Here is a 26,771-nt window from a genome sequence, read left to right on the forward strand (position 1 = left end):
GAGGGAGTAAAACCGAATGGCCAGAAGCCGCCCCGGCCCCAGACCACACCCAGCCTCAGGCCGCGCCGATGTTCGGCACCAGCCCGGCGGTGGACTGGCCGTTTTTCAGGGCCGCCGTGAAGGCCAGCATGCGGTCGATCGGCAGGCGGGCGCGCAGGCTCAGCGCCGGGTCGATGTGGACTTCGTTCGTGCCGGCTTCCAGCACCTGCGCCAACCCTGCCAGCCCGTTCATCGCCATCCACGGGCAATGCGCGCAGCTTTTGCAGGTGGCGCTGTTGCCGGCTGTCGGCGCTTCGATGAAAGTCTTGCCGGGATTCAGCGTGCGCAGCTTGTGCATCATGCCGTTGTCGGTGGCGACGATGAATTCGGGCGCATCCATCTCGCGCGCGGCCTTCAAAATCGCCGAGGTCGAACCGACCGCGTCGGCCAGCGCCACCACATCGACCGGTGACTCGGGATGCACCAGCACCTTGGCCAGCGGGTGTTGTTTCATGAGCAATTGCAATTCAAACGCCTTGAACTCGTCATGCACGATGCACGCGCCATTCCACATCACCATGTCGGCGCCAGTCTCGCGCTGGATGTAGCCGCCCAGGTGCCGGTCGGGCGCCCAGAGGATTTTCTGGCCTTGTTCCTTCAGCGCGCGAACGATGTCCAGCGCGCAACTCGACGTCACGACCCAGTCGGCCCGTGCCTTGACGGCGGCGCTGGTGTTGGCATAGACCACCACCGCGCGGTCGGGATGCGCGTCGCAAAAGGCGCTGAACGCGTCCACCGGGCAGCCCAGGTCGAGCGAGCAGGTGGCGTCCAGGTCGGGCATCAGCACGCGCTTTTCAGGCGACAGGATTTTGGCGGTTTCACCCATGAAACGCACGCCCGACACCACCAGCGTCTGCGCCGCATGGTCGCGGCCGAAGCGCGCCATCTCCAGCGAATCTGACACCAGCCCGCCGGTTTCCTCGGCCAGGTCCTGCAAGTCCGGATGCACGTAGTAGTGCGACACCATGACGGCGTTTTTTTCCTTCAGCTGGTGGCGGATGCGCTCTTTCAGCGCCATGCGCTCGGCCTGTGTCGGCTCGGCCGGCACGCGCGCCCAGGCGTGGTGCGTCGAGCAGCGGGCCACCACGCCAGCGTCCGTCATCAGCGGCTGGTCGTAATCGACGTTGATGCGCGTGACAAGAGCAGTCATCTGTTTCCTCCTTGCAGCGCTTCGAAGCGCATCGAAAAATCTATGGCCTGAACATCTTTCGTCAGCGTGCCGATGGAAATGCGGTCTACGCCGGTTTCTGCAAGGGCGCGCAAGCCGTCCAGCGTGACGCCGCCGGAAATCTCCAGCACGGCCCGGCCGGCGTTGAGGCACACCGCCTCGTTCAGCGTCGCCAGGTCCATGTTGTCGAGCAGCACCATGCGCGCACCGGCGTCCAGCGCCTGGCCAAGCTGGTCCAGGTTTTCCACCTCGATCTCGACAAAATCGGCCTGCGCGGCTATTTTGGCGGCCTGCGCCAGCACCTGCGCAACGCCGCCGGCCGCCGCGATGTGGTTTTCCTTGATCAGCACCGCGTCATACAGGCCGACGCGGTGGTTGGTGCCGCCGCCGGTAAGGACCGCGTATTTTTGCGCCAGGCGCAAACCCGGCAGCGTCTTGCGGGTATCGACGATGCGCGCTTTCGTGCCTTTGACCTGCGCGACATAGGCGGCGGTCTTGGTGGCCACGGCGCTCAAAAGTTGCAAAAAGTTCAGTGCCGTGCGCTCGGCTGACAGCAAGGCCCGGGCCAGGCCGCGCATTTCGACGACCACCTGGTTCGGGGCACAGCGCTCGCCGTCGCGCACATGCCAGACGACCGCCACGTCCGGGTCGAGCTGCCGCAGCGCGGCTTCGAACCAGGCGCTGCCGCACAGCACCGCGCTTTCACGCGCCAGCACATGGGCGCGCGCCTGGGCTTGCGGATCGATCAGCGCGGCGGTCAGATCGCCGGCGCCCACATCCTCGGCCAATGCCCGCGCCACATCGGCCCCGGCCAGCCGGGCCAGTGCCTCAGCATTGAAATCAAACGACTTTTTCATCAACCATTGACCCAGAAAATGCACTGCACCGTGCCCTAAACTACCGGGGCTGTCGCGCCGGACCGGTCCAAATGTTACCGCGCCGGCCAACCCGTGCCTGCCGCGCCACCCGGCCCGCAGACATGGCCTTTTGTTTTACCCCCCTTTTTTTGCACACTTATGTTCAGAACCCTGCTCAAATCCAAAATCCACCGCGCCGCCGTGACCCACTGCGAACTCAATTACGAAGGCTCCTGCGCCATTGACGAAGACCTGCTGGACGCCGCCAACCTGGGTGAAAACGAACAGGTCCACATCTGGAACATCAACAACGGCGAGCGATTCATCACCTACGCCATACGCGCCGAACGCGGCAGCCGCATCATTTCGGTGAACGGCTCGGCAGCGCGGCGCGCGGCCGTCGGCGACCTGGTCATCATTGCCGCCTTTGCACAGGTCGAGGAGCAGGAAGTCGCCGGTTTCAGCCCCAAGCTGGTGTTCGTCAACCCGGACAACCGCATCAAGGAAGAGCGCTCGACCATTCCGGTGCAGATGGCTTGAGGGCAGCCCAACCAACGGGCAAGGGCGCCAGCGGCCTGCAGTGCCGCCAGCGTGAACACCGCCTTTATTTTTGATTGACCTGCCCCATGCTTGACATTGCTGCCACCTTCCTCGTCATCACCGCCCTGCTGTCGTGGCTGAACCAGCGTTTTGTCAAGCTGCCCACGACCATCGGGGTGATGGCCATTTCGCTGGTGCTTTCGCTGGCCATCGTCGGGCTCGATGCGCTGGGCTGGGTGCGTGTGCTGCGGCGCTATGAAGAATCGCTGATCCGCTCGATCGACTTTTCAGAAGTGCTGATGCAGGGCATGCTGTCGCTGCTGCTGTTTGCCGGCGCCCTGCATGTCGATTTGAGCGAACTCAAGAGCCAGCGCTGGCCTGTGGCGATGCTGGCGCTGGGCGGCACGCTGCTGTCCACCTTGCTGGTGGGCGGCGCACTGTGGCTGGCACTGCCCTGGATCGGACTGCCGATGAGCCTGCTGCACTGCCTGCTGTTCGGTGCGCTGATCTCGCCGACCGACCCGATTGCGGTGATGGGCATCCTGAAATCGGCCGGCGCGCCCAAGGACCTGGAACTGGTGATTGCCGGCGAGTCGCTGTTCAACGACGGCGTGGGCGTGGTGATCTTCGCCTTGCTGCTGGGCGTGCTGACCAGCGGCGGTACGCCCACGGTCGGCTCGGCGGCGCTGCTGCTGCTGCACGAGGCGGGCGGCGGCCTGGTCTTTGGCGTGCTGCTGGGCTATGCGACGTTCTGGCTGCTCCGCAGCGTGGACGAGTACCAGGTCGAGGTGCTGATCACGCTGGCGGCGGTGACCGGGGGCTATGCGCTGGCCAACTATCTGCACGTCTCCGGTCCGCTGGCCATGGTGGCGACCGGCCTGATCGTCGGCAATCATGGCCGGGCGCTGGCGATGTCGGACACCACGCGCAGCTATGTGGACATGTTCTGGGAACTGGTGGACGGCATTCTCAATGCAGTGCTGTTCGTGCTCATCGGGATGGAAGTGCTGCGGTTCAGCCTGACAGGCTCGCTGATCCTGGCCGGCTCAGTGGCCATCTGCATCACACTGCTGGCGCGGCTGCTGACGGCCGGGGTGGCGGTGGGCGCGCTGGGCCGGCGATTTGGCCTGCCCGCCGGGGCCTGGAAAGTGCTGACCTGGGGCGGGCTGCGCGGCGGCATTTCGGTGGCGCTGGCGCTGTCACTGCCCGCGGGGCCCGAGCGCGATACCGTGCTGGCGCTGACCTACTGCGTGGTGGTATTTTCCATCCTGGTGCAGGGCTTGAGCATTGCGCGCCTGGTGCGCAAGACGATGCACACCGCACCTTGATCAGTTCTGACGATTGCCCCGTTATTGACGCCTGTTGCTGCCCTGCGCGCGGATGAAAGACTTGTCATCGCCTGCATGGCAACACCGGCTCCAGTCGCCTGCGCATTGTCCTGTCGGCCGCCCAGACCGAAACCGGTGTGGACCCGTTGATTGGCGCCCTGAGCCGCCTGGTCAAACTCCAATTCCAATTCCAATTCCAATTCCAATTCCAATTCCAATTCCAATTCCAAGCCCGTGCCCCACCCGGCCCTGGCCAAATTCCGAAACCCATTTTTCACGCAGGAAAACAGACCATGATCACGTCCACAGCACAGACCATCACCTTGCACCGCCCCAGTGCAGCCGCAGCGCCAGCCCCGAAAACCGGCGCCGAACGCTGGAGCGTTGACGCCATCGAAGCGCTGTTCAACCTGCCCTTCCCCGAGCTGATGCACCAGGCGCAGAGCGTGCACCGTGAAAACTTCGACCCCACCCGGGTTGAATTCGCCACGCTGCTGTCGGTCAAGACCGGCGGCTGCGCCGAAGACTGCGGCTACTGCCCGCAAGCCGCCCGCTACGACACCGGCGTCGAGGCCAGCAAACTGATGGAGCCGGCCGAAGTGCTGGCCGCCGCCAAACTCGCGCAAGCCGCCGGCGCCACGCGCTTTTGCATGGGCGCGGCCTGGCGCTCGCCCAAGGAGCGCGACATTGAAAAAGTCGCCGAACTGATCCGCACCGTCAAGGCGCTGGGGCTGGAAACCTGCGCCACGCTGGGCATGCTTGAAGACGGCCAGGCACAAACCCTGCAAAGCGCCGGGCTCGACTACTACAACCACAACCTGGACAGCGCACCCGATTTTTACGGCGACATCATCACCACGCGCAACTACCAGGACCGGCTCGACACGCTGGCGCGGGTGCGCAGTGCCGGGGTGAAAGTCTGCTGCGGCGGCATTGTCGGCATGGGCGAAACCCGCCGCCAGCGCGCCGGACTGGTGGCCGAGCTGGCCAACCTCACGCCCTACCCGGAATCAGTGCCCATCAACAACCTGGTGAAAATCGAAGGCACGCCGCTGGCCGACCAGGCCGACCTGGACCCGTTCGAGTTTGTCCGCACCATTGCCGTGGCGCGCATCACCATGCCGACGGCGCGGGTGCGCCTGTCGGCCGGCCGCCAGCAAATGGGCGACGCGGTGCAGGCGCTGTGTTTCCTGGCCGGCGCGAACTCGATTTTTTACGGCGACAAGCTGCTGGTCACCGGCAACCCCGACACCGAAGCCGATGTGCAATTGCTGGCGCGCCTGGGCATGAGCCGCTCGGCCCCGCACGCGGCCTGAGCGCGTGCTGACGGCCTCCTGCAGCGCAAAGCCAGAAAAGCGGGGTGCACGAACTGCAGGGGGTATGGAGCAGCCGCGCACAGTTCATCCATCGCTTCAAGGCACGCTTGCAGCGCGCCCTTGCGGTCCGTCCCCGCAGCTGTGAGCGCGTGCTCAGGCCTGGATTGGCTCTTGCGCAGTGGCTTTCAGCCGTTTCGCTAAAACCGTGCGCCAAAACATTTCTCCCACCACCAACACAAGACATCCAGCAGCAAACCAGCGCAGCGCGACAAAGTAGTCAAGCACGCCCATGAGCGTGGCCTCCTGGTTCAGCAACTGGGCCACCTGCACCAAAGCCAGCCGTGGTGCGGCAGCCGGGTCGTGGGTGGACGCAAAGAAACGGGTCAGCGTGTCCAGCGTGGATTGCAGCGCCGGGCTGGATGGCGACAGGCTTTCACCCAGCTGCACATAGTGCACAGTGCTGCGCCACTGGGTGACCAGAGTAGCCAGCGCAACGCCGGCCGCAATGCCAAACTGCGACAGCATGTTCTTCACCTGATTGGCGTGCGAGAAAACCGCCTCGTCATGCTGCAATGTCTGGAAGGTCTGCATGGCGGTGGTGGCCAGCACGGCGATGACAAAGCTGGCATTGCACAGCAGCGCGGGCATCACGACCTGCATCACGTCAGCCCCCTCGCCCAGTCGGCCCAGCTGCCAGCCGCACAGCATCAATGCGCTGAAGCCTGCCAGGTAATAAGGCGTCGGCGCTGGGTAGCGCGGCAACAAGCGGGCCAGCGCGATGAACGTCGCCACACCGGCCAGCGCACCCATCCCGAGATGGCGGCCAGCCGACTCCAGCGGCATGCCCAGCGCCCGCTGCAGCAAGACCGGCAACATGGTGTTGTTGGCGCCCAGCACGACATAGGCGCTGCCGAAAATCGTCATGCCGACGAGGTAGCGGCGTTGCGCCAGCGCCGCGAAGCCGATCAGCGGACGATGGGCCTGCCGGTTCAGGTGCCAAAACAGCATGCCCGCCGGCACCGCGAGGCACGCCACCAGCCCCAGATGCAGCGGTTCGCTGAAATAATCAAACCCCGTGCGCTGCAAGGCATGCAGCACGAGAAAACTGGCCCCCATGAGCACTACAGCACCCGCCAGGCCTTGGGCGGGAATCATTTTGGCTTGCCGTTGCGGGGCTGGGGTATCGTCCAGCGCCTGCTGCGCCAGCAGAGCAATCACCAGGGCCGGCACGAGCATCACCCAGAAGCCCAAACGCCAGCCCTGCGAACCCAAGGCGAACGAGCCCAGCAGCGGCCCCATGGCAACGCCCCAGGCCAGGCCTGAGGCCAGAAACTTGATGCCGGTAAAGCGGCGAGGCGAAGGCGGGATATGGTTGACCAGCAAGCGCGCTGCCGTCATAAAGGAAGCGCATCCCAGCGCCATGACGATCCGGCTTATGGCAAACCCCGCCAGGCTGTGGCTCAGGCCGCAGCCTGCAGTCCCAGCGGCAAACAACAACGCCGAAACCTGAACCAGCTTGCGCCAGCCGAGCATCTCGACCAGTTGCCGCTGAAGCGCAATCATGCCGATGGCCACGACGGCGTACAAGGTCGCGACCACGCTGTACTCCTCCGGGCTCGCCGAAATATCGCCCATGATGGGCGCGGCGCTGAAAGCCACCAGACCCGTTTGCAGGAAGTCACCGAAGGTCAGGCTGGCAATCAGGCCATACAGAAAAAACCGGCTGCGGGGAAGCTGCGGGTTCATGACAATCTCCGGTGCGCCTAGGGCGCCTGCCGGGGCAAAGGCTGTTTGATCTGGCCGCCCTCGTCCATCAGCAGCCAGGCCAGCAGCTTGGCTGGCCGGGTATTGCTGGCATTGCGCGACATGAGGTGGGCCGCACGGGGCGGTTCGTACCAGGACTCGCCGGCGCGGTAGGTCACGGCTGGCTGGCCTTCCAGCTGAGACACCACCTCGCCTTCCAGCACATACGCAAACACCGAGCCCGAATGAAAGTGCGGCGCAGAAGCCTGGCCCGGTTCATAGCTGACCACCGCCATGGCGACTTGTTTTCCCGGGGCGTCGGGCAGCTTTTGCATTTGCAGTGGCACGACTTTTTCTTCGTCGGCAGGGCCGTGCGCCTGCGCGCCCGTGCTGGCAAACACGACGGCCAAGACCAAGGCAGGCAGCAACATGGCGGGAATTTTTGTGAAAATGTTCATGGTGACTCCTCAGGCGGCAGGCATTTTGCGAAAACCGATGGCCAGCCGGTTCCAGCTGTTGATCAGGCCAATGGCCAAGGTGAGGTTGACGCACTCGACCTCGCTGAACTCGGCGCGCAAGGCGTCGTAAGCCTCATCAGGCGCATGCGTATCAGCGATGCGGGTGATGGCCTCGGTCCAGCCCAGGGCTGCACGTTCACGCGGTGTAAAGAACGGGGTTTCGCGCCAGACCGACACGGCGTACAGACGCCGCTCGGTCTCGCCCTTCTTGCGGGCATCGCTGGTGTGCAGGTCCACACAATAGGCGCAGCCATTGACCTGCGAGGCGCGCAGCCGCACCAGTTCCTGAAGTGCGGGCTCGATGCCGAGTTTGGAGACCGCAACCTCCAGGGCCATCAGGGCTTTCATCGCATCGGGGGAGGTTTTGTAGAAGTCCAGTCGCTGTTCCATGTCGATTTCCTCGGGTGGTTAAATAGAGCCTTCATGCTAGGGGTGCACACCTGTCCCGCAGGCGGCCAATGCCAGGCTTTTTGAGGAGGCCAATCGATGGAGTTGCATGTCGTGATCGAGGGCGACAAGGACCTGACGGGCCAGCTTTACCGCCAGCTCCGGCAAGCCATCACCTCGGGTCGGTTGGCCACCGGCGAGAAGCTGCCGCCAACCCGCCTGCTGGCCGAGCAGCTCAAGCTCTCACGCAAGACGGTGGCCGAAGCCTATGCCCGGTTGACCTATGACAAGCTGCTGGTCGGCAAGGTGGGCAGCGGCAGTTTTGTCGGACCCGCGGCCCACGCGGCCAAACCCGCGCACCTCGAATCCACCATTGCCGGTGCTGCCGTCGCGGCGCGCTGGCGCGACATGCCAACCCCGCTACGACATCCCTCCCCGGCAGGCAGCGCACGTTACGAATACATCGGCGGCACACCTTCCAGAGCCCTGTTCCCGCAGGCTGACTGGCGCCGCTGCGTGCTGCATGCCCTGCGCCAGGCGGCCAAGTCGCGCGGCATGTATGGCGAGACCGAAGGCCTGCCCGAATTGCGCGCAGCCATTGCGTGCCATGCGGCTTTCTCACGCGGTGTGCGCTGCACCCCTGAAGACGTGATCGTCACCACCGGCGCGCAGCAGGCACTCGACCTGGTGGCGCGGGTGCTGGTGGAGCCGGGCAGCACCGTGGCGTTCGAAGAGCCCGGCTACCCGCCGGCCAGGCAGTTGCTGGCCGCTCAGGGCGCAAAAGTCGTCGGCATTCCGGTGGATGCGCAGGGTATGCAGGTCGCGCATATTCCGGACGGCACCCGGCTGATTTATGTCACGCCGGCGCACCAGTTTCCACTCGGCATGCCCATGAGTGCGCAAAGGCGCAAAGACCTGTTGATGCGGGCGCGCGAGCTTGGCGCCATCATCATCGAAGACGACTACGACAGTGAGTTCCGTTACGAGGGGCGGCCCACCGACTCGCTGCAAAGCATGGACAGCGACGGCCTGGTGGCCTTTGTGGGCACTTTCTCCAAAACCCTTTCGCCCGAGCTTCGCCTGGGTTACCTGATCGCGCCGCCGGCCATTTTGCAGGCCGTGGCGGTTGCCAAGCACCTGTGCGACTGGCACACCTCCATGCCTGCGCAATGGGCCTTGGCCAAGTTCATTGCGGACGGCGCGCTGGCCAAGCACATCCGCCGCTGCCATGTGGAGTATGCAGAGCGCCGCCGCCTGATCGTGCAGCGTTTTTCCAGCGACCTCGCACCGTGGTTTGAACTGGTGCCGGCGCAGGCCGGTATTCACATGGCAGCGATGTGCAGGCGAACAATCGACATGGACACCTTGGTGCGACTGGCGCGACGCGCGGAAGTCGGCCTTTACTGCATCGATGGCTTCTACCATTTCACGCCTGCGCGGCAAGGGCTGGCACTGGGCTACGGCGCCATCGAGAGCGCTGGCATCAACCCCTCACTGGACCGTGTTCGGGACATCCTTGAACAAATGTAATTCCATTTCTTAATCCGCCGAACAATTTAGCCGGTTCATGATCCCGGTTATGGGCTACGCAATTCAGGGGCTCGGTCACACGGCCTGAGGACCGAAATGGCCACGCGCCGGCAGATTAAACTCCCGCTCATTCAGGAGAGTGCCCATGACCCCAGCCAATGCATCCATGACAACGTCGACAACGTCCATAACGCCCGCAGCCACGCCCTACGGCACGCTGCCACCGGCGTCCAATCCTTCGGCGCGCAAGCCCATGAGCCTGCCGCGCCTGCGCGAAATGCATGCCCACGGCGACAAGATCGCCATGCTCACCGCTTACGACGCCACCTTTGCCGCCGTGGCCGATGCCGCCGGCGTTGAATGCATCCTGGTCGGCGACTCGCTCGGCATGGTCTGCCAGGGCCTGTCGAGCACTGTCGGCGTGACGCTGGAAACCATGCGCCACCACACCGAATGCGTGGCCAACGGCCTGCGCCGCGCGCAAGGCGTGGCCTGGCTGATTGGCGACCTGCCCTTCGGCAGCTACCACGAATCCAAAGAGCAGGCGCTGCGCAGCGCCGTGGTGCTGATGCAGGCCGGCGCGCACATGGTCAAGCTCGAAGGCGGCGGCTGGACGACGGAAACGGTGCGTTTCCTGGTCGAGCGCGGCATTCCGGTCTGCGCCCACCTGGGCCTGACGCCGCAAACCGTGCATGCGCTGGGCGGCTACCGCGTCCAGGGCAAGACCGAGGAATCGGCCGCCCTGCTGCGCCGCGAAGCCAGTGCGCTGCAGGACGCCGGCGCGTCCATGCTGGTGCTGGAAATGGTGCCGGCGGCGTTGTCGGCCGAGGTCACGCAGCTGCTCACGCACTGCCCGACCATCGGCATCGGCGCGGGCAACGGCACCTCGGGCCAGGTGCTGGTGCTGCATGACATGCTGGGCATGAACCTGGGCAAGATGGCCAAATTTGTCCACAACTTCATGGACGGCGCGCCCAGCGTGCGCGGCGCCATGGAGGCCTATGTGCGTGCCGTGAAAGACGGCAGCTTTCCAGTGAACGCTACCCACGCCTGGTAGCCGCCCGCCCTTTCGCCCAAGCCCCTACGCGCCCAACCGATTCAACCCGCCTTCATCCAGACCGGCCGCCCAAGGCCTTTTCCAGGGAATCCCAAAAATGCACATCGTCCACACCATTGCAGAACTGCGCCAGCAGCTGAGCGGCTTCAAGCGCCCGGCTTTTGTTCCCACCATGGGCAACCTGCACGAAGGGCATATTGCCCTGGTCAGGCAGGCCAGGCCGCTGGGCGACGTGACCGTGTCCAGCATTTTTGTCAACCGCCTGCAGTTTGCGCCGCACGAAGACTTCGACAGCTACCCGCGCACGCTGGACGCCGATGCCCAGCGGCTCGAAGCCGCCGGCTGCGACGTGGTGTTTGCCCCGCGCGAGAAAGACCTGTACCCCGAGCCGCAAACCTTCAAGGTGCATCCGGCCACCGACCTGAGCGACATCCTGGAAGGCCATTTCCGGCCCGGCTTTTTCATTGGCGTGAGCACCGTGGTGATGAAGCTGTTTTCCTGCGTGTTTGCCGGCATGCCTGGGGGCGTCGCGGCCTTCGGCAAGAAGGACTACCAGCAGGTCATGGTGGTGCGCCGCATGGTGCAGCAGTTTGCCCTGCCCATCGAGATTCTGGCCGGCGAGACGCAGCGCGCAGAAGACGGACTGGCGCTGTCGTCGCGCAACAGCTACCTCACGCCCGAGCAGCGGCTCGAAGCGGTGCATCTTTCGCAAGCCTTGCGCGCACTGGGCGAGACCGCGCGCGCGGTGTCAGGCCTGCCTGACCTGGCCGCGCTGGAAGCCCAGGCCATGCAAGCGCTGGCGCGGCGCGGCTGGAAGCCCGACTACCTGACGGTACGCCGCCGCGCCGACCTGATGCCGCCACAAGGCGCACTGGCCGATGTGCCGCTGGTCGTGCTCGGCGCGGCCAAGCTGGGCAACACGCGGCTGATTGACAACCTGGAGATTTGATGCAAAAACGCCGGTCCTGCTGCAGGACGTGAATGCGTTGACTCCTGTTTCAATAGCAGCTTGCCCAATGTGGATATGCGCAACAGGCCATTTTTTTATATTTTCAAGGACTGGCGCCGTCAGCGCCCTGCCTGCGCCCATCATCCGCACCAGCGCGCCGGCCCCTGAGCCTGATGTATAAACCGGCCAAAGGCATTCCTGCCGCGTTCAAGGAGTTTCACCATGGCCATTGCACACGCTTCCCCCGGGCAACTCGTAGACGTTCAGCCGCTGGGTGACAAGCTGTCCGAATCACGCAATGTGGCCCTGTTCAAGACCGATGAGCTGGAAGTCATTCGCCTGGTCATGCCAGCGGGCAAGACCATGCCGTCGCACTGGGTCAAGGGCGAAGTCACGATTCACTGCCTGGAGGGCGAGATCAGCCTGACAGCGGGCGGACGAACCCGGCAGATGAAGGCCGGCCAGCTGGTCTGGCTCGAAGGTGGCGTGGACCATGCGCTGACGGCGGTACAGGATTCGTCGATGCTGCTGACCATCGTGCTTAGAAAATAATGATGAAATATGCATTTTCCGCATAACGGATAGGCATTAGCAGCTATTGATTCAATAGCAATCAAGTTCTGTCTTCGGCTCGCGCTCCATCAGCAGCGCAACCGCTTCGGAGGCCTTGAGCCGGCCATCGAGCAAGGCCACCACGCTTTGTGCGATGGGCATGTCCACGCCCAGGCTGGCGGCGCGTTGCACCACGGTTCGGGCGCAGTACACGCCTTCGGCCACATGACCCAGCGACGCCAGCACTTCTTCCAGGGATTTGCCTTGTGCCAGCAGCAGGCCGACCTTGCGGTTGCGGCTCAGGTCGCCGGTGGCCGTCAGGACCAGATCGCCCAGGCCCGACAGGCCGGTGAAGGTCTCGGCGCGTGCCCCGAGCGCCACGCCCAGCCGCGTCATTTCGGCCAGTCCGCGCGTGATCAGGGCGGCCCGGGCATTCAGGCCGAGTTGCAGGCCGTCGCACAGCCCGGCAGCAATCGCCATGACATTCTTGACGGCGCCGCCGACCTCGACGCCGACCAGGTCGTCGCTGGCATAGACACGCAGGCTGGGGCTGTGAAAGGCGGCGACCAGCGCGGCGCGCACTTCGGCATGCTGGCTGGCGGCCACCAGCGCCGTGGGCTGCCTGCGGGCCACTTCCAGCGCAAAACTCGGGCCGCTGAGCACGCCCGCTCTCAAATCAGGCGCAACCTGTGCCCGCACCTCATGCACCATCAGGCCAAAAGGCGTTGAATAAGAAGCTGATACCGGTTCCGCAGGTTCCGCCGAAACCGGCGATTCAAAGCCTTTGCTCAGCCAGGCCACCGGCACCGGCGCCTGCCTGAGTTGCATCAGCATGCTGCGCGCGGCCGCTACCGGCGTGGCCACAATGATCAGGTCCTGTCCGCTGACCGCCTGGGCCAGCGACACCCCGTCGCCGCCCTGCAAGCGCAGGCGGTGCGGCAGGGCAATGCCGGGCAGGTAACGGGTATTGGCCCGCTCGGCCTGCAGGGCCTGGAGCTGAAGCGGATTGCGCGCCCACAGGGTGACGTCGTGCCGGCCGATGCTGGCGTCGCTTGCGCCTGCGGCATTGACAGCCAGCGCGGTGCCCCAGGCGCCTGCGCCCAGCACGACGATTTTCATGCCGGCCAGGGCGCGCGGCCCATGTGCACGCGCTGCGCCATCAGACGATGATTTGTGGCGCTTCGGCCGAGGCCATCATGGCTTCGGCCTGCTGCTGCTCGTACATCGCCTGGAAATTGATTTCAGCCAGGTGCACCGGCGGAAAGCCGCCGCGCTGGATGATGTCGGCCACGTTGCCGCGAAGGTAGGGATAAACGATTTGCGGGCAGGCAATGCCCAGCAATGCCCCCATCTGGTCGTTGCCGATGTTGCGGATTTCAAAAATGCCGGCCTGCTTGGCTTCAACCATGAACACGGTCTTGTCCTCGATCTTGGTGTGAACGGTGGCCGTCACGGTGATTTCAAACAGGCCGTCAGCCACCGGCTTGGCGTCCACTCCAAGCTGGATCTCGACAGCGGGCTGCTCCTGGTTCAGCAAAATTTCTGGCGAATTGGGCTGCTCCAGCGACATGTCCTTCAGGTAAACGCGCTGGATCTGGAATACGGGGTCAAGATTTTCTTCGGCCATGGGGGTCTTTCGTGAGGGTGTTTAAACGATGGATTGGGAGGCGCAAGCCCCGGCGCCATCCGCAGGGGACAGCACCGGGGCACAGGCGATTCGAGGCGGATTATCTCAGGGACTTTGCCCGAAAAAACGCCGGTTTGGCGCGCATGCCGTTTTCATTTCAATGCGGGATCAGGCGCGAAGCCGTAGCACGGCAACGCAACGGCCTATCGGATCGAAACGGAAATGCGAACCAAATCAGGCCGCGCCTGTCAGCAGCGGCACCAGGCCGCCCCGGCCGTCCAGAGCCATCAAATCGTCGCAGCCGCCAACATGCGTGGTGCCAATGAAAATCTGCGGTACGGTGCGCCGGCCGGTGATCTGCGTCATTTTCTGCCGCTCGCCCGGCGTCAGGTCCACCCTGATTTCATCGAGCACGGCGACACCGCGCTCCTTGAGCAACTGTTTGGCCTGAATGCAGTAGGGGCAGGAGCCGGTGGTGTAAATCTTCACGGTTTGCATGGTTTTCCTGTTGTGCGACATCGCGGCGGGGCGCGGTGTCCGATGGGAATGGTCAATGCCCGCGCTGCACATCGACAGCGTTCGGGCAGGCGTGGAAAGCTTGAGAAAGGCGCGCTGTCAGGCTTTCTCGACGGGAAGGTTAGCGTCTTTCCAGGCCTTGAGCCCGCCGCCCAGGGATTGGGCTTGTTCGTAACCCAGTTTTTTGGCGATGGCCACTGCCCGGCCCGAGCGTGCGCCGCTGGCGCAAACAAGAATCAAGGGCAAGGCCTTGTTCTTGACCACGCCTGGCAGCCTGGCTTCGAGGTCGCCCAGGGGTATGTTTTTGGCGCCGGTCACGTGGCCGGCGGCAAATTCGGCAGGCTCGCAAATGTCCACCACCACGGCCTTTTCGCGGTTGATGAGCTGTACTGCTCCGCTGGCGTTCAATGCGCCGGCGTTCATGCTGCCCGCAATCAGCGGCCAGACCAGCATGCCGCCCGAGGCAATGGCTATGGAAATCAGCATCCAGTTGTCGATCAGAAATTTCACGTAAACCCTTTGTATATTTTTCACTTGAAGGCTGATTTTAGAATGGGGGCACAAGTTCGCCCGAAAGCCGGCTTTTAAATTCCACCTTTCTGCCTTCCATTTCTTCCAAAATCTCATCACAATGTACAAACTCGTGCTCATCCGCCACGGCGAATCAACCTGGAACCTGGACAACCGCTTTACCGGCTGGACAGATGTCGATCTCACCGAAACCGGAATCGCCCAGGCCAAAAATGCCGGTCAGCTGCTCAAGGCCGAAGGTTACGAATTCGACGTGGCCCACACCAGCGTCCTCAAGCGCGCCACCCGCACGCTCTGGCATGTGCTCGACGAAATGGACCAGACCTGGTTGCCGGTGGTGCACAGCTGGCGTTTGAACGAGCGGCATTACGGCGACCTGCAGGGCCTGAACAAGGCCGAAACTGCCAAAAAGTTTGGTGACGAGCAGGTGCTGGTCTGGCGCCGCAGCTACGACACGCCGCCGCCGCCGCTGGCAGCCGGCGACGCCCGCAGCGAGCGCGGCGACCGGCGTTATGCCAGGCTGCTGCCCGGCCAGGTGCCGCTGACCGAATGCCTCAAGGACACGGTCGAGCGCGTGCTGCCCTTCTGGAACGAAGCCATGGCGCCTGCCATCAAGGCCGGCAAACGCCTGGTGGTGGCTGCGCATGGCAACTCGATTCGCGCGCTGGTGAAATACCTCGACAATATTTCCGACAGCGAGATCGTGGGCCTGAACATTCCCAACGGCATTCCGCTGGTTTATGAGCTGGACGAGAACCTCAAACCGCTGCGCAGCTATTACCTGGGCGACAGCGAAGCCGCTGCCAAAGCTGCAGCGGCTGTCGGTGCGCAAGGCAAGGCGGTTTCAGCATAGGATGCCGCCACAGCGGCCAAATGATGGGCTGGTTGGCTAGCGAGGCAACAAGAGCTGTCAATGACCCTTGCCAGACCCTTGGCCCCCGATGTCTGCAATGATGCAGCCAGCACCTTGCAAAAGCCGCATCTTTCCCTACATTTGGTAGTCATTGCCCTGCCGTTCACGGAACCGCAGGGAGGTTTATGCATCCAAGGTGTATATTGCTTCTCACAAAAAAAGGAGCGCAGGCTCCTTCAACAGGCTTAGGAAAATCTCATGGGTCAGAAGCTAAAAATCGCAGGATGGATTTCAATCGGTGCTATGGCAGGTGCCCTTACCACGGTGCAACTGCAGGCAGTTGCGCGTGCAGGCATGGCGCCCTTGCCACTGGAAGAACTGCAGCAACTCGCAGCTGTTTTCGGCATGGTCAAGACCGACTATGTCGAGCCCGTGGATGAAAAGAAGCTCATCACCGATGCCATTTCGGGCATGGTCTCCAGCCTTGATCCGCATTCGGTGTATTTCGACAAAAAGACCTACAAGGAATTTCGCGAAGGCACTTCTGGCCGTTTCGTCGGCGTGGGCATCGAAATCTCACAGGAAGACGGGCTGGTCAAGGTGGTGTCACCGATTGAAGGCTCTCCTGCCGACCGCGCGGGTCTCAAGCCGAATGACCTGATCACGCGCATCGATGACACCGCGGTCAAGGGTCTGAGCCTGAACGATGCGGTCAAGAAAATGCGTGGCGAGCCGCAGACCAAGGTGATGCTGACGATCTTTCGCAAAGACGAAAGCCGCACCTTCCCGGTCAGCATCACGCGTGAAGAAATTCGTACCCAATCGGTTCGCAGCAAGGTGATTGAGCCGGGTTACGCGTGGATTCGCCTGAGCCAGTTTCAGGAACGGACAGTGGACGACTTTGTTACCAAAATTGAACAGATTTACAAACAGGAACCCAAACTCAAGGGCCTGGTGCTGGACCTGCGCAATGACCCGGGCGGTCTGCTGGATGCGGCCGTGGCAGTGTCGGCAGCCTTTTTGCCTGAAAACGTGACCGTGGTGTCCACCAACGGCCAGTTGGCTGAAAGCAAGTCGGTCTACAAGGCGTCACCAGAGTTTTACCAGCGGCGCAACGGCGTCGATCCGCTCAAGCGGCTGCCTGCGGCCCTCAAGACCGTGCCACTCATCGTGCTGGTGAATGAGGGTTCTGCATCGGCCAGCGAAATTGTGGCTGGCGCCCTTCAGGATTACAAGCGCGCCACCATCATGGGCAACCAGACCTTCGGCAAGGGCTCGGTGCAGACGGTACGACCGCTGGGCCCTGACACCGGCATCAAGCTGACCACCGCGCGCTATTACACGCCAAGCGGCAAATCAATCCAGGCGCGCGGTATCGTGCCCGACGTGCTGATTGACGAAACAGCAGAAGGCAGCCCCTTTGCCGCGCTGCGCACCCGTGAAGCCGACCTGGAAAAGCACCTCAACAGTGGCCAGGGTGCTGAAGTCAAGGACCCGGGCCGTGAAAAAGCCCGTGAGGAAGCGCTGAAGCGACTTGAAGAAGAAGCCAAGAAAACGCCCGAGCAGCGTCGTCCGCCCGAGTTGGGCAGCGACAAGGACTTCCAGTTGGCCCAGGCGATCAATCAGCTCAAGGGGCGTCCGGTACTGGTCAGCAAGACAGCAGTGATCGAACCCAAGAACGAGAAAAAAGAAAACTAGGCAGCCGATTCGTCTGGTTCAAGCAAAGCCCGTCCTTTTCCGGACGGGCTTTGTTTTGTATGCCCTTAACAGGTCATCGACTGCGGTTTTTCGCTCCCGAATGTCACGCCCTCCAGCGTACTTTATAAAACTTCCAGCCTCATGAACGACGACCAGTTGCTTCGCTACTCACGGCATATCCTGCTTGACGAGATAGACATCGAAGGCCAGGAAAAGCTCCTGGCCTCAAATGTACTGATCATTGGCGCGGGCGGGCTGGGATCGCCGGTCGCGCTTTATCTTGGCAGCGCCGGCGTTGGCCGCATCACGGTGGTGGACGATGACCGTGTCGATGTCACCAACCTCCAGCGCCAGATTGCCCACACGGTGTCACGCATCGGCGAATGCAAGGCGGTGTCGGTGGTGCAGGCCGTCGCAGCCCTGAATCCGGATGTCGAGGTTGTCCCGGTGGTGCAAAGAGCGGATGATGACCTGCTGGATCAACTGGTGCCGCAGGCAGACCTGGTGCTTGACTGCACCGACAACTTTGCGACCCGGCACGCCATCAACCGGGCCTGCGTCAGGCACCGCAAGCCCCTTGTTTCAGGCGCGGCCATCCGGTTTGACGGTCAAATTTCAGTCTATGACGTCCGAATCCCTGAATCCCCATGCTATGCCTGCATTTTTCCCGAATCGGCCCTGCCCGAGGAAATCAGCTGCGCCACCATGGGCGTGTTTGCGCCGCTGGTCGGTATCGTGGGCGCCATGCAGGCCGCCGAGGCCCTGAAGTTGCTGTGCGGCATCGGGCAGGCCTTGACAGGGCGGCTGCTGATGCTGGATGGCAGGAGCATGGAGTGGCATCAGTTGATGCTGGTGCGCAACGAAGGGTGCGCAGTCTGCGGAGTTGTGGACAGCAAAACTTGATCGGCTGGAACGCATTCATTTGTGCATCGAACGAATTTTTATAATCAAATTGGCCGTTTGCGCATGATGCATATGTGTTAGAAGCTATTAATTTAATAGCAAAATCCCGAATCACCTGTTCACGTGATTGCAAGTCAGGAGAATTGCGCTCCAAAGACAAGACGCTGATCCGGCTGTGGCTCGAACTTACTTTTTGCCGTTTGCTGCTGCAGGCTGCGCAGCTTTGGACAGAACGGCAGCACAGTCGGCATTCTCGCCCGGCCCGGTTTCAATCGTCGCCGCCAGCGCCAGCAAAGGGTTGATGGCCGCCAGAACCAGCGCAATCCCAACCCGTCCCGCAAGAGCCGATTTCTCTGGTCCTGCTGTCGTTTTCGCAAATGTTCCACCGATCCGAAGCGGCGAACGCAGGCTCAGGATACTCATGTCCTTGGGTTGTGGTTTGAACAAAATATCAAGCGTTTCATTGGCCAGGCTGACCTGCCCCTGCCCTGTGATGACGGTATCGCTGGTGTCGAGCACGATGGCCCGGCTGGTCATCAAGCCCTGTTTCACGTCAAAAGCCGCTGCCGCGCAACGCAACTGCACCGTGTTGTCGCCGCGCACCAAAAACTTGATCACCTCACCGCCATCAAGCCCCATGAACTCCAGCAGGATGTTGCTGATCTCGCCTTTGCCCATGAGAATGGCCACGTCACCCGAGGCCGAACCCAGCATTTGCGCCACAGAATTGCCGCGGCCCGTCAAGTTGAACTGTCCGCTGAACTTGCCAAAACCGGTCTTGGTGCTTTCCACCGCAGGAAACAGCCGGTTCAGTTGCAAGGCACGTACATCCAGCCGGGTGGTGATGGCCGCTGGCGCAACGGTCGAATCGATGCGGATGGTGCCTGCCACTGATCCCCCGGCAACGCCCAGCGAAATGGGATCGAGTTGCAAAACACCGGCATTCAGCTTGACATGAACGGAGCCTTTATCGAGCGGCAATTCCTTGACATGCCGGATGTCGGCCGCAGAGTAGGTGACGTCGGCATTCATGGCGTTAAGCCTGTTCACGTCCAGTGGCGTACGCGGCAACACCTTGCCCGGCGCGGTTCCGGTTGGCAACGCTTTCTTGCCGACAGTGGACGGCGCTGCCTGGCTGCCTGTTGAAGCATTTGCCGGCTGTGCCTTCGGCGTTGAACTGCCAGAAGGCGCCAGGCCAATGACCGGGGCCAGATCCGCGAAATCCATGATTTTCGATTGCACCTTGCCGGTCAGCAGCGGGACCGCTGAAGACTGGTCAAAACTCAAGGCACCGCTGAGGTCAGACTTGCCCAGCAGCCCCTGAATCTGACTGACCGCCCAGATTTTGTCTTTCTTGTTCAACTTTCCACTCAGCTTGTAAGGTGGCGTGGCAGGCAGAACGATGCCGAGCAAGCCATACAGGTCGTCAAGATTTTCGCCCTGCAGGTCAAAAGTTGCGTCGATGCCGGCCAGGTTTGCAATATCGGCAAGCGAGCCCTTGGCCTTGAGGCGGGTTCTTCCGGCTACGGCGTTCACTTCAACGGGAAAGGAAGCTTTGGAATCCCTGCTGAACTCCAAAACGCCACCGGTACGTCCGTTGGCGGTGAATGCGCCGTTGTTCCACCGCCCGGTTGCCTTGAAGCTCAGTGGCAAGTCGTTGCCGGACGCAGTTGCCAATGAAAATTGGACATCAAGGTCAGCGCCCTGGGCCTTGGCAAGGTAACTGACGTTTCCCTGGTCCACGACGAAAGAGCCGATTTTCGGTGCAGCTCCCTTTTCTGACGTATCCCGCGAAAAGGCCCATGTTCTTCGGCCATCAGGTTCGATCTGCAGACCAATACGGGGTTCGGTCAGCTTGATGTTCGGCAGCACGACTTTTCCAACGATCAGCGGCAGCAGACTGATGTCAAATTCCGCAGCCGTAGCCTTGAGCAGGTAGGGATCGTTGGCCCATTCAGGATTTGCAATTTCAATGCCGTCCACGCTGACCGTCGTCGTAAAACCCAGGCGGACCGAAAGATGGCGTGTGATCTCGAAACGCCTGCCGAGTTGATCAGAAACATAGCGGTTGATGGGCCCACGTAGCGAGTCCCAGGGAAAAAAGGAGATGACCAGCACCAGCACGATCAGGACGATGCCTGTGCCAGCCAGCCAATGGCGAAGTGTCGGAGATTTGATAAGGGGAGTTTTCATGCGTTGGTAAGAGAAACAGCCGTCTTGAAGACCCGGCCGGCAATGGCTGACAATGCACAAATATGGTGAACAACTGGCGCAAGTAAGCCTCGGTGGACAACTTGACTATCAACCGGCCACAGGATTTTGGGCAGTCGGTAAATGCGATGAACAACTGTCGGCAGGTGCCTACACCATCCAAATGCTCAATCGTCGAAAAACCCCTACAAGTACAAACAAATGCCGCTGGCACAATCGGGCATCGAATCGAAGATACATTAGGAAACAAGAGAAGCTGGCATTTCCGGCTACTGCTGGCCGCAATGGCGGGCTTTTCGCAACTCACACCGAATTCCTGCCTCCGTTAACTGGATATGAGCCGTGAGATTGAAAACATACATCGTCGAAGACAACCCTACCATTCGTGAGAACCTGATTGGTACGCTGGAAGAACTCGCCTGTGTGATTGCGGTGGGAACGGCTGAAACCGAAAACGATGGCAAGACGTGGTTGAACACCAACCCGCAGGATTGGGATCTGGCGATCGTCGATCTGTTTTTAAAACAGGGCAGTGGCCTGGGTGTGCTTGCAGCCTGCCAGGACCGTTCCTCAAGCCAAAAAGTGGTGGTGCTGAGCAATTACGCTACTGAAGATATTCGCCAAAGATGCGCACAACTCGGAGTTGATGCAGTATTTGATAAGTCCAACGAAATTGATGCGCTTATCGACTACTGCCTGGAACAAATGAGCAGACTTGATGCCAAAAGCTAAGTTGACTCAGATGAATTTGGTGTGATTTCAACGTGAATTCTCACGTTATCTATTTCTGAGCTTTCAAAGCTACCTGCCTCGCAGAAAACCGGTTGACTTGTTGGCACACCGGTTTCAACCAACAATGAATCGAGATGTTCAGAATTCAATCGATCAGCTTGTTTTTCAGGGCGTAATAGGTCAAGTCGCTGTTCGATGCCAGACTCATTTTTTCCATCACGCGGGTACGGTAAGTGCTCACCGTTTTAACGCTAAGCGAAAGCGCCTTGGCAATATCTCCCGCCGTTTCCCCTTTGGCAAGCTTGAGGAAAACCTGAAATTCCCGTTCGGACAGCTGTTCGTGCGCCGCAACGTCTTTGGGCCTGTTCAATTGTTGCGCAAGCAGTTCTGCCACCGCTGCCGTGATGTAGCGCTTGCCCAGGGAAATCACGCGAATGGCATCGACAATCTCGGAAGGATCGCATTCCTTGTTGAGGTAACCGCTGGCACCCTGACGAATCAGGTTGACGGCGTAATGCTCTTCGGGATAGCCGCTCAAAATCAGGATTCCCACATCGGGCGCCTTCGCACGAATCATGGCCAGCGCATCAATACCGCTCTGTCCCGGCATGGACAGATCCATGACGAGTATGTCCAGCTCAACATTGCGAACCAGGTCAATCGCCTCCCGGCCACTTGCCGCTTCACCCACAACGCGCAAGTCCACTTGATCCGAAAAAAACTGCTTCAGTCCCGACCGCACAATGGCATGGTCATCCACAATTCCAATTTTTATCATGTCGCTATCTTTCTATAAAACCTGCGCCGCCCGGACAAGCTGCCAAAAAACAGCGCCGATGCAAAAAAAACAGTCGTGATTATCACTGCTCATTATTGACGAGTTATCCATACCAGTACCGAACGGGAGTCCGTCTTGAAAAAATTTGCTGCGTTGAAAACCGCTATCAGTTTGCCACTGGCCGTTTTGGCGGCCGCCTTCATGATTTTTATCAACGAGGCGAGTTTCCAGCAATCAACCAAGGCCGTCAGCAACATGGAGAAGGCTCAGCAGACACGCAGTGCCACCACGAGTCTGGTGCGCCAGGTTCTGGATGCAGAAACCGGGCAGCGTGGTTACCTGTTGACAGGCGATACGCGCTACCTGGAGCCTTACCGGGTTGCAGTAGGCGATATTACTGAGAACCTCAACGTTTTGCAGCAGATTTTTGTTTCACAGCCAGCGCTGATCGGCGAGTTCGATACCTTGTCGCGTCACGTGTCACGCAAGATGGCCGAGATGGAACTGAGCGTACGCATGCGCAAGGAAGGCAATGACGATGGCTGGAAGTTTGTGCTGACCACCGATGTAGGCAAGGAAGAAATGGAAGCCATCCGGAATCAATCGGACAAACTGTCCGCCAGCAGCATTCAGCAGATGGAACAAGGCCAGGTACAAGTCAGAAAGGCGCTGCAGCTTTCACGCATAGGCATCGCCATGACTGCGCTTGTCGGATTACTTGCTTTTTACATGTATCTGATGCAAAACAAGGCACTGCTGGCTTCAGGCCAGCGCGAACAGGAGACTCTGGAGCGTGAGCGGGACCTGCTGGAAAAGCAGGTCAGGGAGCGTACAGCAAGTCTGGCTGAACTGGCGACCCACCTGCAGAACGTGCGCGAAGATGAACGCGGCCATCTGGCGAGAGAACTCCACGATGAACTCGGTGCCCTCCTTACGGCAGCCAAACTTGATGTGGCACGACTCAAATCCCGACTTGCTGACAACCTGCCGGAAGCCTCGGAACGGCTTGAGCATCTGACCAGTACGCTCAACACCGGGATTGCCCTGAAAAGACGCATTGTTGAAGACCTTCGACCTTCTTCGCTCTCCCATTTGGGACTGGTCGCATCACTTGAAATTTTGGCGCGTGAATTTGAGGAAAGATCGGGACTGTCGATCACCACTGACCTGGAAACCGTCGAACTCGGTGGATCAGCGCAATTGACCGTTTACCGCCTGGTCCAGGAATCCTTGACCAACATTGCCAAATATGCCAATGCCACCCAGGTGGAAATCAGTGTGCACAACTTTGACGGGTTCATCACGGTGGATGTGAAAGACAACGGCAAGGGCTTCAAGCTGGAAAGCATCGGGCCAGGGAGTCATGGCCTCGCCGGCATGCATCACCGGGTGGAAGCAGCTGGCGGAAAACTGACTGTAGCCAGCGCTGAAAACAGAGGTACTCAGGTCGGTGCGGTTCTGCCAAAATCCCGTTGAAGAAGCAGCAAAAATTGATAAAGCGCCGACTTCTCGAAAAGACAGGCTGTACGTTACAAAATGTCATCCTTCTCCTACAGAGCATTAACCCAGACCCTGACAGGGGTTTAGGGCTCAAGCCGATGAGAGGAGTCTGGCTTTGAAGCGAAGCTATACAGGAGTTTAAAGAAGCACTTTTCATGTGCCAAGCAAACATCAGGGGAAATCAAATGCTGCACTATTCCGTTGTCTTTTTGGTGATCGCCCTGATCGCTGCAGTTTTTGGCTTCGGTGGCATCGCGGCGGGTGCTGTGGAAATTGCCAAAATTCTTTTCTTTCTGTTCGCTATCATGGCAATAGTCAGCTTTGTTTTGAGCCTCATCAAAAAAAATTAGCCCAAGCGAACAGCTACTTCAAAGTGGTCGCCCTTATCTTCTCTTTCATCATTTATTCACCAAGGAAAAAGACATGAACACAAACAGCCCTTCGAACATGGCGCGCGATGCAGTTCCCGCAATGCAAAAAGCTTCAGACGAGATGATGAACTCGGCAGGCAGGGCGATTGAGTCAACGCGCGAGCATGCCAATCAAGCGCTCGACCGGGCCGAAAGCAAGGTTCGCGAACTGCGTGGCAGCGTCGATCCTATGGTCGAAATGCTGGCCACCAAAGCACAAAAAATGGCCCGCCAGAGCCTGGACATGGCTTCGGAAGCCAAAGAACGTGCAGAAAAATCGTTCAAGCATGCCGCAGATGCCACCACGCGTTATGTTTCAGAGCAACCCATGCGCTCGGTGCTGATCGCCGCAGCCGTTGGCGCTGCAGTAGCCCTGCTGGTTTCAAGTTCACGCCATCGCAATCACAACCGCTATTAAAATTTTCTTGCCAATCAGGCCTGCCCACCACTGACGCACCACTTCTCTTAATTTATGCTGCATCCTCTTTTTTCAACGATTGTGCAAAGACCTGATCTGGTCATTGACCATTTGTCTGCGTATGGATCGCTGTTCCACAAGGAAGCAACAAGCGCAGGGTCTGACCTGATGGCGCGTGCAGTGGCAGGCGTGGTGGCTATTTTGGCGCTTGTCATTTTTCTGGTGCTTACAGGGACAGCTGTAATGCTCGGTTTTTTACAAAACCAGTTTCACTGGGTGCTGGTAGCAGTCCCTGGCACGGCCTTGGTGCTTACCGTTATTGCTGCCGTCATTGTCATGAAGCCGCTGAAAAGCGAGCGCTTTCCAGAACTGAAAGCGCAGATCGACAGTGATGCGCAAGCGTTGCGTACTGTTTCCTGAATCACGTCATCAAAAGAACCCGGCATGGCCTCTCCTCCAATTGAACTTACGCCTCAAGAGCGCTTGGCTATCAGCCGCAAGGCAATCGTCAGGCATATGAACCGGCACCATCGGGATGTTGAAGAGCGGGCTGACAGCGACATTGAAGTGGCGAACCGAAACGGCTTAGAGACGGATTCATCTGATCGCAGTGTGCTGAGCAAAATCAAGTACGCAGCGCGCATGTGGTGGCATCGGCATCCTGCCAGTGCGGCAGTGGAACTTGCCACACCTCTTTTGAGTGATTACGCAACTGTGCATCCTTTCAAACTTGTTGGCATTTCTGCTGCAGCAGGTGCCGCAATGGTTATTGCCAGGCCGTGGCGCATGATGTCTGCCAGCGCCCTGCTGGTGGCAGCTGTCAAGTCCTCGGGCCTGTCAAACACGCTGTTCACGATGCTGTCTTCTTTTACCCGCCATTCTGGCAATAACGATACAACACTATGACTACCATGACCAACTCACCCAGCGAACTCAGCCTTGACGAGTCGGCACTCAACGCGGTCAGGTCCAGCCTGGACCAGGGTGCGATCACGCCGGCATATGGACCGCATCGCGAGGCTATCGTCAAGCTTTTGAACGATGCATTGGCGACTGAACTGGTATGTGTGCTGCGCTACAAGCGGCATCATTTCATGGCCAGCGGTCTTTCTTCACCCCGGATTGCCGACGAATTCATGGTGCATGCCACGGAAGAATCGGCACATGCCGACCGCATTGCGCAGCGTATCGTGCAGCTGGGCGGCGAACCTGACTTTTCACCATCTACCCTTCTCCAGCGCAGCCATGCAGATTATGATGAGTCCAACGATCTGAAAACCATGGTCCGGGTCAATCTGATCGCCGAGCGGATCGCGGTGGAAGCCTATCGCCAGATGATTTCATTGCTGGCCGACAAGGACCCCACAACACGCAGAATGCTTGAAGACATTCTGGCAGAAGAAGAAGAGCATGCAGACGAACTCAAAGACTGGCTTGATCTTTAAACTTCCGGGTGCTGGTCGATAGGCGTGGTGCCGTTAATCGACAGGCTTTATAAACTTTGCACCAACCTAAACAAATCAACTCGAAGAGGAAACCCTATGAAATACGCACGTGCAATCGCATTCGCAGCCCTGGCTGGCATCACCATTATTGGAAGCGGGTGCTCTGTGGGACGTGGTCAGCAGACGGCAGGCTCCTACGTTGATGATGCAGCTATCACCACCTCCGTCAAGGCAAAGTTTGCTGAAGACAAGACTGTTTCAGCAACATCACTCAGCGTTGAAACGCTCAACGGAACCGTACAGCTGTCCGGTTTTGCAAAATCCACTGCTGAAAAAATGCAGGCTGAGAATATTGCCCGTGGCGTAAACCACGTCAAGAGCGTTCGCAACGACATCGTCGTTCGTCCTTAATCGATTTTTCTAATCGACTGCGGTGCCCTACGAGGCAACGCCAAAAAGCAGGCATCGAAAAATTTTCGTGCCTGCTTTTTTTTGTTCCTCGTGGCGTTTCAAGCACGTTGCATGACTGCTCTCGTCCTGACAGCGGAAAATGCCGTTCACAAGCCGAGCGACCATGCAGCGGAAGTAATGGGGTCAGTTGGCCTTGACCACCAGTTGATTGTCCACCGACTGAACGCCGCTGAACGTTTTGGCAATCGCAGCCGCCCTTTCGCGCACCGCGTCTGTAGGCACTGTGCCTTTCAATATCACTGCTCCGTCTTTTGTATCGACATTGATCCGGAAGAGTTTAATTTCAGCGTCCTTTATCAATTCCGCTGAAATGGCTGTGGTGATGGCCATGTCATCGATTTTGTTGATGGCTTTGTTGGCCGCCACCTTGGCGGAGGATTCGGCATTTTCGGTGGCATTTCTCAATGCCTCGCCTGCATTGGCAAAGGCAGCTTCGGTTTTAGCCTTAACGTCGGCGCCTGACTGCTCGCCCTGGAGTTTTGCTTCGGCGGCAGCCTTTTCTGTCTTGCCAATCGCCGAATCAAGTTTTTGACCCGGCGTTTGCGCATCATCGACCTTGTTGCAGCCACTTAAAGCCATTGCAATGCCCAGCGACGCGACAGCGAAGATGCGTGTTTTCAGACCAAAGACAGCAAGCGGGTTGATTTGCGAACGCATTTTTTGCACGATATATCCTTTTCGTCGGTTCAAAACT

General features: G+C 59.9%; 30 protein-coding genes. 18 read left to right on the forward strand and 12 right to left on the reverse strand.

Features of this window, described 5'->3' with window-relative positions; translation table 11 throughout:
- Window positions 1–55 precede the first annotated feature (55 nt).
- Window positions 56–1,189 (reverse strand): quinolinate synthase NadA, encoded by a 1,134-nt coding sequence (nadA, locus tag GZ092_RS07755; protein WP_293635824.1) that lies wholly within the window; start codon window positions 1,187–1,189, stop codon window positions 56–58.
- On the reverse strand, window positions 1,186–2,064 hold the full coding sequence (gene nadC / locus GZ092_RS07760) for a carboxylating nicotinate-nucleotide diphosphorylase (RefSeq protein ID WP_293635825.1): 879 nt from the start codon (window positions 2,062–2,064) through the stop codon (window positions 1,186–1,188). The genes nadA and nadC overlap by 4 nt, the downstream gene beginning before the upstream one ends.
- 159 nt (window positions 2,065–2,223) lie before the next feature.
- Here nadC and panD point away from each other — a divergent pair, with 159 nt between their 5' ends.
- From panD to bioB, 3 genes are all read left to right on the forward strand, one after another.
- Window positions 2,224–2,604 carry an aspartate 1-decarboxylase gene (panD, locus tag GZ092_RS07765; protein ID WP_293635826.1) on the forward strand — a complete coding sequence of 127 codons (381 nt, stop codon included), beginning with the start codon at window positions 2,224–2,226 and terminating at the stop codon, window positions 2,602–2,604.
- Window positions 2,605–2,690: 86 nt separating this feature from the next.
- A complete protein-coding gene (locus tag GZ092_RS07770; protein WP_293635827.1) occupies window positions 2,691–3,932 on the forward strand; it encodes a sodium:proton antiporter in 1,242 nt (413 codons plus the stop codon).
- Window positions 3,933–4,225: 293 nt separating this feature from the next.
- Entirely contained in the window at window positions 4,226–5,248 is a 1,023-nt protein-coding gene (gene bioB / locus GZ092_RS07775; protein WP_293635828.1) for a biotin synthase BioB, read from the forward strand.
- Window positions 5,249–5,401: 153 nt separating this feature from the next.
- Here the strand turns inward: bioB and GZ092_RS07780 are convergent, their stop codons facing one another.
- Genes GZ092_RS07780 through GZ092_RS07790 form a run of 3 tightly spaced genes read right to left on the reverse strand, consistent with a single transcriptional unit; the run spans window position 5,402 to window position 7,899 of the window.
- Complete coding sequence (locus GZ092_RS07780) at window positions 5,402–6,994, reverse strand: MFS transporter (RefSeq protein WP_293635829.1); 1,593 nt, start codon at window positions 6,992–6,994, stop codon at window positions 5,402–5,404.
- 17 nt (window positions 6,995–7,011) lie between these two features.
- Window positions 7,012–7,449 carry a cupin domain-containing protein gene (locus GZ092_RS07785; RefSeq protein WP_293635830.1) on the reverse strand — a complete coding sequence of 146 codons (438 nt, stop codon included), beginning with the start codon at window positions 7,447–7,449 and terminating at the stop codon, window positions 7,012–7,014.
- A gap of 9 nt (window positions 7,450–7,458) precedes the next feature.
- Complete coding sequence (locus GZ092_RS07790; protein ID WP_293635831.1) at window positions 7,459–7,899, reverse strand: carboxymuconolactone decarboxylase family protein; 441 nt, start codon at window positions 7,897–7,899, stop codon at window positions 7,459–7,461.
- A 96-nt stretch (window positions 7,900–7,995) separates the two neighbouring features.
- On the opposite strand from GZ092_RS07790, the gene GZ092_RS07795 reads away from it, so the two are divergent.
- The 4 genes from GZ092_RS07795 (at window position 7,996) to GZ092_RS07810 (ending at window position 11,984) form a co-directional block, all read left to right on the forward strand.
- Window positions 7,996–9,426, forward strand: a complete 1,431-nt coding sequence (locus GZ092_RS07795; protein ID WP_293635832.1) for a PLP-dependent aminotransferase family protein — start codon at window positions 7,996–7,998, stop codon at window positions 9,424–9,426.
- Between the two features lie 145 nt (window positions 9,427–9,571).
- Complete coding sequence (gene panB, locus GZ092_RS07800) at window positions 9,572–10,483, forward strand: 3-methyl-2-oxobutanoate hydroxymethyltransferase (protein WP_293635833.1); 912 nt, start codon at window positions 9,572–9,574, stop codon at window positions 10,481–10,483.
- Window positions 10,484–10,580: 97 nt separating this feature from the next.
- Window positions 10,581–11,432 (forward strand): pantoate--beta-alanine ligase, encoded by an 852-nt coding sequence (panC, locus tag GZ092_RS07805; RefSeq protein WP_293635834.1) that lies wholly within the window; start codon window positions 10,581–10,583, stop codon window positions 11,430–11,432.
- 222 nt (window positions 11,433–11,654) lie between these two features.
- The gene (locus GZ092_RS07810; RefSeq protein WP_293635835.1) at window positions 11,655–11,984 is read left to right on the forward strand and encodes a cupin domain-containing protein; all 330 of its coding nucleotides are present in this window, start codon (window positions 11,655–11,657) and stop codon (window positions 11,982–11,984) included.
- A gap of 51 nt (window positions 11,985–12,035) precedes the next feature.
- On the opposite strand, the gene GZ092_RS07815 is transcribed toward GZ092_RS07810, so the two are convergent.
- From GZ092_RS07815 to GZ092_RS07830, 4 genes are all read right to left on the reverse strand, one after another.
- Entirely contained in the window at window positions 12,036–13,103 is a 1,068-nt protein-coding gene (locus GZ092_RS07815; RefSeq protein WP_293635836.1) for an NAD(P)H-dependent glycerol-3-phosphate dehydrogenase, read from the reverse strand.
- A gap of 40 nt (window positions 13,104–13,143) precedes the next feature.
- Window positions 13,144–13,611: a protein-export chaperone SecB gene (secB, locus tag GZ092_RS07820; RefSeq protein WP_293635837.1), complete on the reverse strand. Its 468-nt coding sequence runs from the start codon at window positions 13,609–13,611 to the stop codon at window positions 13,144–13,146.
- A 234-nt stretch (window positions 13,612–13,845) separates the two neighbouring features.
- Window positions 13,846–14,109 (reverse strand): glutaredoxin 3, encoded by a 264-nt coding sequence (grxC, locus tag GZ092_RS07825; protein ID WP_293635838.1) that lies wholly within the window; start codon window positions 14,107–14,109, stop codon window positions 13,846–13,848.
- Window positions 14,110–14,226: 117 nt separating this feature from the next.
- Window positions 14,227–14,637, reverse strand: coding sequence for a rhodanese-like domain-containing protein (locus GZ092_RS07830; RefSeq protein WP_293635839.1), 411 nt, complete (start codon window positions 14,635–14,637; stop codon window positions 14,227–14,229).
- Window positions 14,638–14,758: 121 nt separating this feature from the next.
- On the opposite strand from GZ092_RS07830, the gene gpmA reads away from it, so the two are divergent.
- From gpmA to moeB, 3 genes are all read left to right on the forward strand, one after another.
- Window positions 14,759–15,511: a 2,3-diphosphoglycerate-dependent phosphoglycerate mutase gene (gpmA, locus tag GZ092_RS07835; RefSeq protein ID WP_293635840.1), complete on the forward strand. Its 753-nt coding sequence runs from the start codon at window positions 14,759–14,761 to the stop codon at window positions 15,509–15,511.
- Window positions 15,512–15,769: 258 nt separating this feature from the next.
- Window positions 15,770–17,209, forward strand: coding sequence for a S41 family peptidase (locus tag GZ092_RS07840; RefSeq protein WP_293635841.1), 1,440 nt, complete (start codon window positions 15,770–15,772; stop codon window positions 17,207–17,209).
- A gap of 141 nt (window positions 17,210–17,350) precedes the next feature.
- Window positions 17,351–18,112 (forward strand): molybdopterin-synthase adenylyltransferase MoeB, encoded by a 762-nt coding sequence (moeB, locus tag GZ092_RS07845; protein ID WP_293635842.1) that lies wholly within the window; start codon window positions 17,351–17,353, stop codon window positions 18,110–18,112.
- A gap of 186 nt (window positions 18,113–18,298) precedes the next feature.
- On the opposite strand, the gene GZ092_RS07850 is transcribed toward moeB, so the two are convergent.
- A complete protein-coding gene (locus tag GZ092_RS07850) occupies window positions 18,299–20,305 on the reverse strand; it encodes an AsmA family protein (protein ID WP_293635843.1) in 2,007 nt (668 codons plus the stop codon).
- Between the two features lie 360 nt (window positions 20,306–20,665).
- Between GZ092_RS07850 and GZ092_RS07855 the strand changes: the two genes are divergently transcribed.
- Window positions 20,666–21,055: a response regulator gene (locus tag GZ092_RS07855; protein ID WP_293635844.1), complete on the forward strand. Its 390-nt coding sequence runs from the start codon at window positions 20,666–20,668 to the stop codon at window positions 21,053–21,055.
- A gap of 145 nt (window positions 21,056–21,200) precedes the next feature.
- On the opposite strand, the gene GZ092_RS07860 is transcribed toward GZ092_RS07855, so the two are convergent.
- Window positions 21,201–21,833, reverse strand: coding sequence for a response regulator transcription factor (locus GZ092_RS07860; protein ID WP_011800333.1), 633 nt, complete (start codon window positions 21,831–21,833; stop codon window positions 21,201–21,203).
- Window positions 21,834–21,968: 135 nt separating this feature from the next.
- Here GZ092_RS07860 and GZ092_RS07865 point away from each other — a divergent pair, with 135 nt between their 5' ends.
- From GZ092_RS07865 to GZ092_RS07895, 7 genes are all read left to right on the forward strand, one after another.
- Window positions 21,969–23,309 carry a CHASE3 domain-containing protein gene (locus GZ092_RS07865; protein ID WP_293635845.1) on the forward strand — a complete coding sequence of 447 codons (1,341 nt, stop codon included), beginning with the start codon at window positions 21,969–21,971 and terminating at the stop codon, window positions 23,307–23,309.
- Between the two features lie 209 nt (window positions 23,310–23,518).
- Window positions 23,519–23,683, forward strand: a complete 165-nt coding sequence (locus GZ092_RS07870; RefSeq protein WP_293635846.1) for a DUF1328 domain-containing protein — start codon at window positions 23,519–23,521, stop codon at window positions 23,681–23,683.
- A 73-nt stretch (window positions 23,684–23,756) separates the two neighbouring features.
- Window positions 23,757–24,161 (forward strand): hypothetical protein, encoded by a 405-nt coding sequence (locus GZ092_RS07875; protein ID WP_293635847.1) that lies wholly within the window; start codon window positions 23,757–23,759, stop codon window positions 24,159–24,161.
- A 54-nt stretch (window positions 24,162–24,215) separates the two neighbouring features.
- Window positions 24,216–24,581: a hypothetical protein gene (locus tag GZ092_RS07880; protein ID WP_293635848.1), complete on the forward strand. Its 366-nt coding sequence runs from the start codon at window positions 24,216–24,218 to the stop codon at window positions 24,579–24,581.
- A gap of 24 nt (window positions 24,582–24,605) precedes the next feature.
- On the forward strand, window positions 24,606–25,067 hold the full coding sequence (locus tag GZ092_RS07885; RefSeq protein WP_293635849.1) for a hypothetical protein: 462 nt from the start codon (window positions 24,606–24,608) through the stop codon (window positions 25,065–25,067).
- A 5-nt stretch (window positions 25,068–25,072) separates the two neighbouring features.
- The gene (locus tag GZ092_RS07890; RefSeq protein WP_293635850.1) at window positions 25,073–25,606 is read left to right on the forward strand and encodes a ferritin-like domain-containing protein; all 534 of its coding nucleotides are present in this window, start codon (window positions 25,073–25,075) and stop codon (window positions 25,604–25,606) included.
- Between the two features lie 96 nt (window positions 25,607–25,702).
- Window positions 25,703–26,017 carry a BON domain-containing protein gene (locus tag GZ092_RS07895; protein ID WP_293635851.1) on the forward strand — a complete coding sequence of 105 codons (315 nt, stop codon included), beginning with the start codon at window positions 25,703–25,705 and terminating at the stop codon, window positions 26,015–26,017.
- A 183-nt stretch (window positions 26,018–26,200) separates the two neighbouring features.
- Here GZ092_RS07895 and GZ092_RS07900 read toward each other — a convergent pair whose 3' ends face one another.
- The gene (locus GZ092_RS07900) at window positions 26,201–26,734 is read right to left on the reverse strand and encodes a BON domain-containing protein (protein ID WP_293635980.1); all 534 of its coding nucleotides are present in this window, start codon (window positions 26,732–26,734) and stop codon (window positions 26,201–26,203) included.
- Window positions 26,735–26,771: the final 37 nt, after the last annotated feature.

Source organism: Polaromonas sp. (assembly GCF_010365105.1).
Classification (GTDB): domain Bacteria; phylum Pseudomonadota; class Gammaproteobacteria; order Burkholderiales; family Burkholderiaceae_C; genus Polaromonas.

Coding starts and splice junctions, on each gene's coding strand:
- GZ092_RS07900 (WP_293635980.1), bottom strand. CDS start 26,734: ATGCGTTCGCAAATCAACCCGCTTGCTGTCTTTGGTCTGAAAACACGC.
- GZ092_RS07880 (WP_293635848.1), top strand. CDS start 24,216: ATGCTGCATCCTCTTTTTTCAACGATTGTGCAAAGACCTGATCTGGTC.
- nadC (WP_293635825.1), bottom strand. CDS start 2,064: ATGAAAAAGTCGTTTGATTTCAATGCTGAGGCACTGGCCCGGCTGGCC.
- panD (WP_293635826.1), top strand. CDS start 2,224: ATGTTCAGAACCCTGCTCAAATCCAAAATCCACCGCGCCGCCGTGACC.
- GZ092_RS07895 (WP_293635851.1), top strand. CDS start 25,703: ATGAAATACGCACGTGCAATCGCATTCGCAGCCCTGGCTGGCATCACC.
- GZ092_RS07770 (WP_293635827.1), top strand. CDS start 2,691: ATGCTTGACATTGCTGCCACCTTCCTCGTCATCACCGCCCTGCTGTCG.
- GZ092_RS07840 (WP_293635841.1), top strand. CDS start 15,770: ATGGGTCAGAAGCTAAAAATCGCAGGATGGATTTCAATCGGTGCTATG.
- GZ092_RS07790 (WP_293635831.1), bottom strand. CDS start 7,899: ATGGAACAGCGACTGGACTTCTACAAAACCTCCCCCGATGCGATGAAA.
- grxC (WP_293635838.1), bottom strand. CDS start 14,109: ATGCAAACCGTGAAGATTTACACCACCGGCTCCTGCCCCTACTGCATT.
- GZ092_RS07860 (WP_011800333.1), bottom strand. CDS start 21,833: ATGATAAAAATTGGAATTGTGGATGACCATGCCATTGTGCGGTCGGGA.
- GZ092_RS07870 (WP_293635846.1), top strand. CDS start 23,519: ATGCTGCACTATTCCGTTGTCTTTTTGGTGATCGCCCTGATCGCTGCA.
- nadA (WP_293635824.1), bottom strand. CDS start 1,189: ATGACTGCTCTTGTCACGCGCATCAACGTCGATTACGACCAGCCGCTG.
- GZ092_RS07780 (WP_293635829.1), bottom strand. CDS start 6,994: ATGAACCCGCAGCTTCCCCGCAGCCGGTTTTTTCTGTATGGCCTGATT.
- GZ092_RS07810 (WP_293635835.1), top strand. CDS start 11,655: ATGGCCATTGCACACGCTTCCCCCGGGCAACTCGTAGACGTTCAGCCG.
- GZ092_RS07850 (WP_293635843.1), bottom strand. CDS start 20,305: ATGAAAACTCCCCTTATCAAATCTCCGACACTTCGCCATTGGCTGGCT.
- bioB (WP_293635828.1), top strand. CDS start 4,226: ATGATCACGTCCACAGCACAGACCATCACCTTGCACCGCCCCAGTGCA.
- secB (WP_293635837.1), bottom strand. CDS start 13,611: ATGGCCGAAGAAAATCTTGACCCCGTATTCCAGATCCAGCGCGTTTAC.
- panC (WP_293635834.1), top strand. CDS start 10,581: ATGCACATCGTCCACACCATTGCAGAACTGCGCCAGCAGCTGAGCGGC.
- gpmA (WP_293635840.1), top strand. CDS start 14,759: ATGTACAAACTCGTGCTCATCCGCCACGGCGAATCAACCTGGAACCTG.
- GZ092_RS07875 (WP_293635847.1), top strand. CDS start 23,757: ATGAACACAAACAGCCCTTCGAACATGGCGCGCGATGCAGTTCCCGCA.
- moeB (WP_293635842.1), top strand. CDS start 17,351: ATGAACGACGACCAGTTGCTTCGCTACTCACGGCATATCCTGCTTGAC.
- GZ092_RS07815 (WP_293635836.1), bottom strand. CDS start 13,103: ATGAAAATCGTCGTGCTGGGCGCAGGCGCCTGGGGCACCGCGCTGGCT.
- GZ092_RS07885 (WP_293635849.1), top strand. CDS start 24,606: ATGGCCTCTCCTCCAATTGAACTTACGCCTCAAGAGCGCTTGGCTATC.
- GZ092_RS07785 (WP_293635830.1), bottom strand. CDS start 7,449: ATGAACATTTTCACAAAAATTCCCGCCATGTTGCTGCCTGCCTTGGTC.
- GZ092_RS07890 (WP_293635850.1), top strand. CDS start 25,073: ATGACCAACTCACCCAGCGAACTCAGCCTTGACGAGTCGGCACTCAAC.
- GZ092_RS07795 (WP_293635832.1), top strand. CDS start 7,996: ATGGAGTTGCATGTCGTGATCGAGGGCGACAAGGACCTGACGGGCCAG.
- panB (WP_293635833.1), top strand. CDS start 9,572: ATGACCCCAGCCAATGCATCCATGACAACGTCGACAACGTCCATAACG.